Source organism: Vibrio sp. 1078-1, from assembly GCF_033340475.1.
Genome location: NZ_JAWOWM010000252.1, coordinates 1 through 765, shown reverse-complemented (window position 1 = coordinate 765; position 765 = coordinate 1). Strand labels below are relative to the sequence as shown.

Here is a 765-nt window from a genome sequence, read left to right as displayed (position 1 = left end):
AACTGCGTACTCTGGACAGCCGTCTGTCATACCTTCGCGAGCTCGACGATCGCCGTCAAACCATTCTGAAGTCGATCCAAGAACAAGGCAAACTGACGCCAGAACTAGAACGAGAGATCACGCAAGCCGACAGCAAGACTCGCCTGGAAGACCTTTACCTGCCATACAAACCAAAGCGCCGCACCAAAGGCCAAATCGCGATTGAAGCTGGCTTAGAACCTCTCGCTGATACACTTTGGAACCAGCCACAAACAGAACCAGAAAGCGAAGCGACGAAATATCTTGATGCGGACAAAGGCATCGCGGATACCAAAGCGGCACTGGATGGCGCTCGCGCAATCATCATGGAGCGCATTGCTGAGGATGCGAACCTGCTTGAAAAAATTCGAGCTCATCTAAACCGCAACGCGGAACTGGTTTCTCGTGTCGTTGAAGGTAAAGAGCAAGAAGGCGAGAAGTTTAAAGATTACTTCAACCATAACGAGCCACTGAGCAAAGTGCCATCACACCGTGCACTGGCGATGTTACGAGGCCGTAATGAAGGCTTTTTGACGTTGGCGATGAACGCCGACCCAGAACAAGAAGAAGGTGCACGCCAATCGTACTGTGAAACCATCATTGCCGACCATTATGGCGTGACGCTAAGCAGCGCTCCAGCGGACGCATGGCGTAAACAAGTGATCAGTTGGGCATGGCGCATCAAAGTATCGATGCACATGGAAACCGAGCTGATGGGCGCAATGAAAGAACGTGCTGAAATCGAAG

The 765-nt window shown here is 51.5% G+C and carries 1 pseudogene; it reads left to right on the top strand.

Annotated elements, in window-relative coordinates:
- A pseudogene (locus tag R7190_RS26935) lies at positions 1–765 on the top strand (Tex-like N-terminal domain-containing protein); the annotation flags it as partial.